Below are 7,353 nucleotides of genomic sequence, written 5' to 3' on the forward strand. Positions count from 1 at the left end.
CGGCGCGGATTCGCCGGCTGCGCCGGCGATGGCGCCGCTCCGCCCTCAGGCGCGCGGTGCGGTCGCGGGTGCGCTACCTGCGCTATCACCGCCGTCCCATCCGCATCGGGCTCCTGGCCGCCGGCCTCCTCGCCGGTCTCGGCCTGGTCTGGATCGCGATCACCGCCTACCTCGCCCGCCAGCAGACCCGAGAACTCGACAACCGATTGCAAGAAGTGCGGATGCTGATCGCCGACGGCCGAGTCGACGATGCCCGGACTCTGGCCAAGGGGATCCCAGCCGTCGCCGACCGGGCCCACCAGCTGACGAGTGGCCCTGCCTGGTGGTTCGGCGCCCACCTGCCCTGGGTCGGCGACCCGCTCGAGGTCGCGCGCGGCACCACGCTCGCCGGCGCCCAGGTCGGCAGTACCGCCCTTCCGAAGCTCCTGAGCGTGGCCGACGCCCTCAACCCGACGACCCTGCGGGCTTCGGGCGACACGATCAAGCTGGCCCCGTTGGTCCGGGCCGTGCCGACCTTGCAGCAGGCGGCGCGCGACATCGACTCGGCCAGCGCGCTGCTGGCGAGCCTGCCGCACAGCACCTGGATCGGTCCGGTGGACAGCGGGCGGGCGAAATTCGCGAGCGACCTCGACATCATTCGCGGCTACACCGACGCCGCGGCCCGGGTCGCCGAGGTGCTGCCGACGATGCTCGGTCGGGAGCGTTCGCAGACCTACTTCATCGGCCTGCAGAACGAGGCCGAGCTGCGCGGCACCGGCGGCCTGCCCGGCGCTTTCGCGATCGCCCGGGCCTCGCACGGAACGCTGAAGTTCACCCGCTTCGAGAGCGACGCCGTCCTCGAGCCGGCCGCGACCAATCAGGAGATCAGGACCGGCCTGTCGTTCGGCGCGGGCTACGACTCCGCGTACGGCCCGTCGTTGCCGACCAACACGTTCGTCGACTCCAATGTCAGCCCGCACTTCCCCTATGCCGCCCGCATCTGGCAGGCGATGTGGAAGAAGGTCAGCGGCCAGCAGGTCGATGGCGTGCTCGCTCTGGATCCCACGGCGCTGAGCTACTTCCTGGCCGTGACCGGTCCGGCCGGCCTGTCCGGCGGCGGGACGATCAGCGCGGCGAACGTGGTCACCCTGACGCAACGCGACGAGTACGTCCTGTTCAACGACAACATCAAACGCAAGCAGTTCATCGTGTCGGTCTTGCGCGCCGCGTCGAAGAAGATCATCAGCGGTTCGGGCAACGGCCTGTCGATCGTGCAGGCGGCGAGCCGCTCGGCGACCGAGCAGCGACTGCTGGCCTGGTCGGATGACCCGCACGTGGAATCAGTACTCGAACGCAGCCATTTCGCCGGAGCGATCCCGCAGGGCAACCACCCGTTCGCCGGCCTCGTCGTCAACAACGCCGCCGCCGGCAAGCTGGACTTCTACCTGACGCGCTCGATCACCTATGAGCGCACCGGATGCGGGCCCACGCGGGACAGCCTGGTCACGATCAAGCTGACGAACAACGCCCCGGCCGGCGGCCTGCCGTTGTATGTCGTCGGGCGGGCCGACCATCCGCCACCGACGGCCCGGCCTGGAGACAACCACTCGATCGTCGACTTCTACGCCACGGCCGGGTCGCAGCTCAACAGCGTCACGCTGAACGGCCGGCCGAGTACCGCCGCGGTCGAGCACGACCTCGGGCACCCAATCTTCCGCTTCGATCTGGAGATCCCGCGGGGGACGACGCAGACACTCGCCGTGCACCTGCAGGAACCGGCCGGTCAGGGCGCCACGCGGATCTGGCGCCAGCCCGGCGTCGCGCCGCTGGCCGTCCAGAAGTACGAGCAGAACTGCGGCTGATCAAGAAGAAACCGGCGCGGTGAACGTCGCCGGGTACTTCGCGGTGGCCGTCGCGGTGATGATGGCGTTCTTCGGCGTGTGCGACCGGAAGCGGGCGTCGACCGAGTCGATCACCAGCCCGAGCCGATGGCCGGAATCGATCGACCACGACACCGGTTGCATGGTGATGGTCACCGGGACCGGGTGGGCAGTCGTACCGCCGTCCGCGGTGTAGGGCTGGAAGTCGATCAGCGTGCCGAGCCCGTTCGAGTCCACGTCGTACAGGTAGACGAACACCGTCGGCCGTCCTGCGGAACTGCCCAGCGACAACTGCAAGGTCGGGATCCCGGTCAGCGTCACCGGTGTCACGCTCGGCGGGCCGATCCAGACGAAGGCCGTTCCCTTGTTGAGGGTTGTGACGGGGTCGTGCGGCGGGTTGTAGCTCGCGCCCGGGACGAGCTGCGCCTGGCCGCTGGCCGCCGTGCTGTCGTAACCGGCAAGGATCTGGGCCCTCCACGTGGGCGCCGCCAGGTTGCCCGTCTGGTTCGAGGTCGCTCCCGGAATGCCCAGGTGGACGCGCTGACGCACCGGTGCCTGGGGCCAGCTGGCGAAGCTCCGCGTCGAGACCCGCTGGGCGTCCTTGATGATGATCGGGCCCTCCGACTGGATACCGTTGTCCTTACCGAGCAGGTAGTGGTCGAACCACGCGAGGGCGTCGGTGATCGGACCGCCGACCTTCTCACCGAGCAACTCGCCGAGCTCGGCGCCGCCGTGGTCGCCGCCCGCGAGTTGCAGCCGCTTGGGCGTCGTCAGCGCGGTGAAGAACGGCACCAGCTGGGCCGGCGGGAAGATGGAGTCCTGGAAGCCGTTGGCCAGCATGATCGCCGGGTGGTTCGCGTTCAGGTCCCGGACGTAGGTCACCGGCGAGCGGGTCCTGGCGATGGCCCGCACCGCGGCCCCGGCGGCGATAGGATCGGTGAGCAAGGTGTTGCGCAGCCGCGTCGTGGTGGCGTCGTAGTGCACTCCGTTCAACTTGCCCCCGATGAGCGAGGCGAGCGCCGCAGTGCTCGGCGTACCGGCCGGATCGAAGACGGCGCCGACGTCGGCCCACGTACTCAGCGCGGCCACCGCCCGGATCCGCTTGTCGTGCGCGGCCGCCAGCAGGCCGACGCCGGCTCCGTACGAGACACCCAAGACGGCGATGCGGGACGCATCGGCGGAAGTGTTCGCGAGTGACCAGTCGATGACCGCCGTGACGTCGTGCTGGCTGCCGGCCCCGGCGAAGTCCACCGCTCCGGTGGATTTGCCGAACCCGCGCTGCCCGTAGGCGACGACCTCGTAGCCGCTCTGGGCGAACCGCAGGCCGACGAAGTGGTACTCCGTCCCGGCTTGCCCCCATCCGGCCGGCATGACGACGAGCGGGGGATGCGCGACGCCCTTGGGCGTGATCACCTCGGCCGCGAGCTTCGCGCCCTGGCTCGGGATTATCTGGCCGACGTCCGAGGCGATGCTCGGCTTGGACTGGCCGTCGGTCCGCTCGGCCAGGTACGTGACGAGCCCGGCGGCGAACACCCCGACCGCGAGCACCGCGATGATCAACTGCGTGCGGTTCGGGCGTCTCATGTCGCACACCCTATTGAAGGGTGTTCACCGGCCGTGCCTGGGTTGCATCCGCTACTCAGGTACAGGCTTACCGTGGATCCATGACTTACAGTCCCGACTGGGCACCGGCGGTCTGCACGCTGCCCACACCGGAGCGGCCGCTGCGCAGCGGCGAGTTCGACCGGCTGTTCGCGTCGGTCTCCGCGGTCGAGCGCCGCAGTCCGACCGCGCTGCGCCTTGTCGTCGACGGCGCAGAATTCCCGGTCGGGGTGGTGGCCGACCTGGCCGCGAAAGAGTCCGAGTGTTGCTCGTTCTTCACCTTCGCCGTCGCCGCCGTGTCGGAGACGGTCACGTTGGACATCGCCGTGCCCGACGTCCACGTCGACGTTCTCGACGGGCTCCAGGCCCGGGCGCTCGCTGTGTCGGCGGCCGGTGCGCCGTGAACGAAAGCAATCGTGCCCTGCGGACCGGACAGGTCGCTGCCGCCGCGGGGGTGAACCGGCAGACGTTGCGCTACTACGAGCGCCGCGGGCTGCTCACCCAGCCGCAGCGGAGCCTGGGCGGTCACCGGCTCTACCCTCCGGAGACGGTGGTCGAGCTGCGGATGATCAAGGCCGCACAACGGCTGGGTTTCTCGCTGGCTGAGCTCGCCGAACTGCTCGACTCCGCCCGGCGTCACCGCTGCGGGAGCGGGGGCCTCGCGGCCCGGACGGCGGCGAAGCTGGAGGAGATCGAGGCCAAGATCGCCGACCTCGCGACGATCCGGGATGCGCTGGCGGAAGCGTCGCTGGCCGGCTGCGACGACCTGCTCGAGTGCGCGGCGTCGCCCGAGTGCCCGCTCTGGACATCGGCCGGCTGATTGTTCAGCGGCCGTTGCGTTGCGCGTCGGTTTAGGAGATGTGGCCTGCCGAGTTCGGGACGGCATTGATCGCGCGGGCGTCCGACCGGCCGTCGCGGGGCCGCCGCTCGTTCACCGACGTGGTGTGCCCGCGCTTACGGCTGCGCCGGTCGATCAGATAGCACAGCAGGAAGATCGGTCCCAGCACCGGCGACCCGGCTCACCGACGTGGCGTCGAACCCGAACTACGAACAGTTCGGCGTGTGGACCGATTCCCGCAACACCGTGGCCGGTGCTGACGCCCGGGAGGGCGACGACAACGACGCTGATCCCGGCGCCGACGTCATGCAGTGCCGCCAGGTGCTGGCCGACGGGTCCTTCACCGGCGACACCTGCCCTCGCGCCGGCGGCCTCGACCAGGACATCTACGGAGACCAGACGCCGTAGCGGCATCGTCGCACCGTCAGTGGCAGGAGTGCTCGGCTGCGCCGTGGACCCGGGTGGCGCCGGGCCGCGTCCACTGCGCCGTCGGCCGGCCGTCCCTGCTCCAGATCGCGTAGGTCGGGCCCTGTGGCCAGCCCGCGGGCGAGTCCTCCCACACCTCCTGGCGGCCGTACGCCGTCAGGTCGAGCAGGCGCAGTGACGGCATGATCGTCTCGACGCCGCGGCGCGTCGTCTCGCTGGTGAGAAAGACCCGGTCCCCGATCCGCAGGTAGCAGGCGATCAGTCCGCGGTCGTCGTCGGAGATACCGGCAGCCACCGCGGGGTCGTCCACGCCGGAGACCGAGTACCACGGCAGCGTGTAGCCCATGAAGTCGCGGAACGGCGCGACCTCGTCCCAGCGTCCTTCGCAGAACACCGCGAAACTGACGCCCCGCGCGTGCAGGTAGCAGGCGTCCTGGAAGTTCCAGATGGTGAACGTGCAGCCCTCGCACTGCTGCTCGATGGGCCGGCCGGGGTGCCACATGTGCTTGTAGGCGATGAGTTGATCCCGGCCGGCGAAGGCGTCCAGAAGAGTCGTGCGGCCGGCATGGCCGACGAGCTCGGCGCTGGCATCGACCTCGGTCATCGGCAGCCGGCGGCGTGTGGCCGCGATCGCGTCACCCTGGCGGGTGTAGGCCTTCTCGGTGAGCCGTAGGTCGTGCTGTTCGCGCCGCCAGGTGTCGCGGTCGACGATGGGCGGGGCTGCAGGCGTTGTCACTGGCACTCCTGGCGTGTGGCGGAATCGTCGGTCACAGGTACAGACGAGGAACCCGGCGAACCGTCATCGGTGAATGTCGATCGGCGAGGCCGCGGTTCGTCAGTACCGTGTTCGACCATTGCCGCACGAGGAACCAGGAGGAACATGCCGCCCGAGGACGACCCCGCCGCCTGGCTGCGCAGCGCCTTCGACGAGCACCGTCGCGCGCTACATGCGCACTGTTACCGGCTGGCCGGTTCGGTCGCCGACGCCGACGACCTGGTCCAGGAGACTTTCCTGAGGGCCTGGCGCGCCCGCGACCGGTTCGAGGGTCGGGCGTCGGTGCGCACGTGGCTGTACCGGATCGCCACCAACGTCTTCCTCGACACCCGCAAGGCGGCCGCCCCGCGCTCGATCCCGGCTGGGGACCCGCTGGAATGGTGCGCGGACCTGGGTCCGTACCCCGATGCCCTGCTCGGCGCCGACCCGCAGCAGGACTTCGTCGCCAACGAGACGGTCGAGCTGGTCCTCATCGCCGCCCTGATGTATCTGCCGCCGCGGCAACGGGCCGCCTTCGTCCTGCGCGACATCTCCGGCTGGACGCCGGGTGAGATCGCCGACGCGCTCGGGGTCGCCGTGCCGGCGGCGAACAGCCTGATCCAGCGCGGGCGTCGCCTCCTGCGCGAGCGGGTGCCCGACGACCCCCGGCAATGGCGGCGTCCCCAGTTGACGGCCGAGGACGAACGGATCCTGCGCCGCTACACCGCGGCCCGGCATCCGGACGACTTCCGGGCGCTGCTCGCCGAAGACGTCCGCATCACGATGCCGCCCGACGCGCCGGTCGTAGGGATCGACGCGGCGGCGGAGTTCCTCGGCCGGCCGTTGGACTGGCGCACAGTGCCATCCGCGGCCAACGGCCGGCCGGCGCTGATCGGCTACCTGCGGCGACCCGGGGGCGCGCACTATGAGGCGCTGGTCGTCGACGTACTGCGCATCGTCGACGGCCGAATCGCCGAGAGCAATGCCTTCGTCGGCGCCCACCACGTCGCCGCCTTCGGCCTGCCTCCAACCCTGCCCGCAGGCGACTGAGCGGGCCCGCGTTCGACGGCGGGTTTGCTGGTTCCCGCTAGCCGCCCAATCCGCAGAGCGCTACGCCCACGGCGAAGAAGTGGGATCCGCCCTGCTCGGAGCTGTGGCCGTACGGACCGGCGTTGGGGTTGTGGGACAGCACATTGGCACAGGCCGTGCCGGCGTGCGCCGGAGCGTTCGGATTCGGGTTCGGCGCGGCGTCGGCGGGGGCCGCCGACGCCACGATCACAAGAGCCAGAGCCAGTGCATAACGCTTCATGAGCGCTCCTCCGAGTTCGTCGGTGGTCGCAACGCGCGGCCTTGATGAGAAGAGCGCCCCGTGTCGCACGCCCGTTACACGCGAAGCGATGCGATGCGCTGCGCGCGCCGGAGTCTCCCCGAGGGCGACGCACCGTCTGCTGATGCCCCCTCGCCCCCGGCGGCCGGCGCCGCGCGCAAGGCGTGCAGGCCGACCGCGAACAGCGCGGCGAATAGCAGATAATCCGGAATCAGGCTCACCGCTCCGGACATACCGGACACGGCCAACAGGGGCACCGCGAAGAAGGCCACAGCGACCCAGACGGGCAGCACCCGCGCGCGGAACACGGCGACGGCGAGACAGATCGTGCCGACGAGCACCACGATCAACGCGGGCGCCTCGAAGTCGGCGAGCCCCGGAAGGTCGGACCCGGGTAGGCCGCCGTGCTTGGCCAGATAGGGCTTCACGAATCCCTCGACACTCCCTTCTCCGATGTTGAGGATCACGAGGGGGACCAGAATGCCGGCGTAGCCGATCAAAGTCAGGCGGCGCGACCTGTCTCCCTGCACATGCAGCAGAACCGGCA

At 70.2% G+C, this 7,353-nt stretch carries 9 protein-coding genes and 1 pseudogene; 5 read left to right on the forward strand and 5 right to left on the reverse strand.

Annotated elements, in window-relative coordinates; translation table 11 throughout:
- The first annotated feature begins 56 nt into the window (after positions 1–56).
- A complete protein-coding gene (locus tag ABR571_RS06140; protein WP_409452306.1) occupies positions 57–1,841 on the forward strand; it encodes a DUF4012 domain-containing protein in 1,785 nt (594 codons plus the stop codon).
- Here the strand turns inward: ABR571_RS06140 and ABR571_RS06145 are convergent, their stop codons facing one another.
- Positions 1,842–3,443, reverse strand: a complete 1,602-nt coding sequence (locus ABR571_RS06145; protein ID WP_409452307.1) for a CocE/NonD family hydrolase — start codon at positions 3,441–3,443, stop codon at positions 1,842–1,844. It abuts the gene before it with no gap.
- Positions 3,444–3,523: 80 nt separating this feature from the next.
- On the opposite strand from ABR571_RS06145, the gene ABR571_RS06150 reads away from it, so the two are divergent.
- Positions 3,524–3,865 carry a hypothetical protein gene (locus tag ABR571_RS06150; protein ID WP_409452308.1) on the forward strand — a complete coding sequence of 114 codons (342 nt, stop codon included), beginning with the start codon at positions 3,524–3,526 and terminating at the stop codon, positions 3,863–3,865.
- Complete coding sequence (locus tag ABR571_RS06155; protein WP_409452309.1) at positions 3,862–4,281, forward strand: MerR family transcriptional regulator; 420 nt, start codon at positions 3,862–3,864, stop codon at positions 4,279–4,281. The genes ABR571_RS06150 and ABR571_RS06155 overlap by 4 nt, the downstream gene beginning before the upstream one ends.
- Before the next feature lie 31 nt (positions 4,282–4,312).
- Here the strand turns inward: ABR571_RS06155 and ABR571_RS06160 are convergent, their stop codons facing one another.
- Positions 4,313–4,468, reverse strand: a complete 156-nt coding sequence (locus ABR571_RS06160; protein ID WP_409452310.1) for a hypothetical protein — start codon at positions 4,466–4,468, stop codon at positions 4,313–4,315.
- A 20-nt stretch (positions 4,469–4,488) separates the two neighbouring features.
- Between ABR571_RS06160 and ABR571_RS06165 the strand changes: the two genes are divergently transcribed.
- Entirely contained in the window at positions 4,489–4,707 is a 219-nt protein-coding gene (locus tag ABR571_RS06165; protein ID WP_409452311.1) for a hypothetical protein, read from the forward strand.
- Positions 4,708–4,723: 16 nt separating this feature from the next.
- On the opposite strand, the gene ABR571_RS06170 is transcribed toward ABR571_RS06165, so the two are convergent.
- Positions 4,724–5,461, reverse strand: coding sequence for a DUF899 family protein (locus ABR571_RS06170; protein WP_409452312.1), 738 nt, complete (start codon positions 5,459–5,461; stop codon positions 4,724–4,726).
- A gap of 144 nt (positions 5,462–5,605) precedes the next feature.
- On the opposite strand from ABR571_RS06170, the gene ABR571_RS06175 reads away from it, so the two are divergent.
- Positions 5,606–6,529 carry an RNA polymerase subunit sigma-70 gene (locus tag ABR571_RS06175; protein WP_409452313.1) on the forward strand — a complete coding sequence of 308 codons (924 nt, stop codon included), beginning with the start codon at positions 5,606–5,608 and terminating at the stop codon, positions 6,527–6,529.
- 37 nt (positions 6,530–6,566) lie between these two features.
- Here the strand turns inward: ABR571_RS06175 and ABR571_RS06180 are convergent, their stop codons facing one another.
- Positions 6,567–6,788 (reverse strand): hypothetical protein, encoded by a 222-nt coding sequence (locus tag ABR571_RS06180; RefSeq protein WP_409452314.1) that lies wholly within the window; start codon positions 6,786–6,788, stop codon positions 6,567–6,569.
- Positions 6,789–6,862: 74 nt separating this feature from the next.
- Positions 6,863–7,353 (reverse strand): annotated as a pseudogene (locus ABR571_RS06185) (hypothetical protein); the annotation flags it as partial.

The sequence above is a fragment of the Jatrophihabitans sp. genome (assembly GCF_046262535.1).
In the GTDB taxonomy this organism is placed as follows: domain Bacteria; phylum Actinomycetota; class Actinomycetes; order Mycobacteriales; family Jatrophihabitantaceae; genus Jatrophihabitans.

Coding starts and splice junctions, on each gene's coding strand:
- ABR571_RS06180 (WP_409452314.1), bottom strand. CDS start 6,788: ATGAAGCGTTATGCACTGGCTCTGGCTCTTGTGATCGTGGCGTCGGCG.
- ABR571_RS06145 (WP_409452307.1), bottom strand. CDS start 3,443: ATGAGACGCCCGAACCGCACGCAGTTGATCATCGCGGTGCTCGCGGTC.
- ABR571_RS06150 (WP_409452308.1), top strand. CDS start 3,524: ATGACTTACAGTCCCGACTGGGCACCGGCGGTCTGCACGCTGCCCACA.
- ABR571_RS06175 (WP_409452313.1), top strand. CDS start 5,606: ATGCCGCCCGAGGACGACCCCGCCGCCTGGCTGCGCAGCGCCTTCGAC.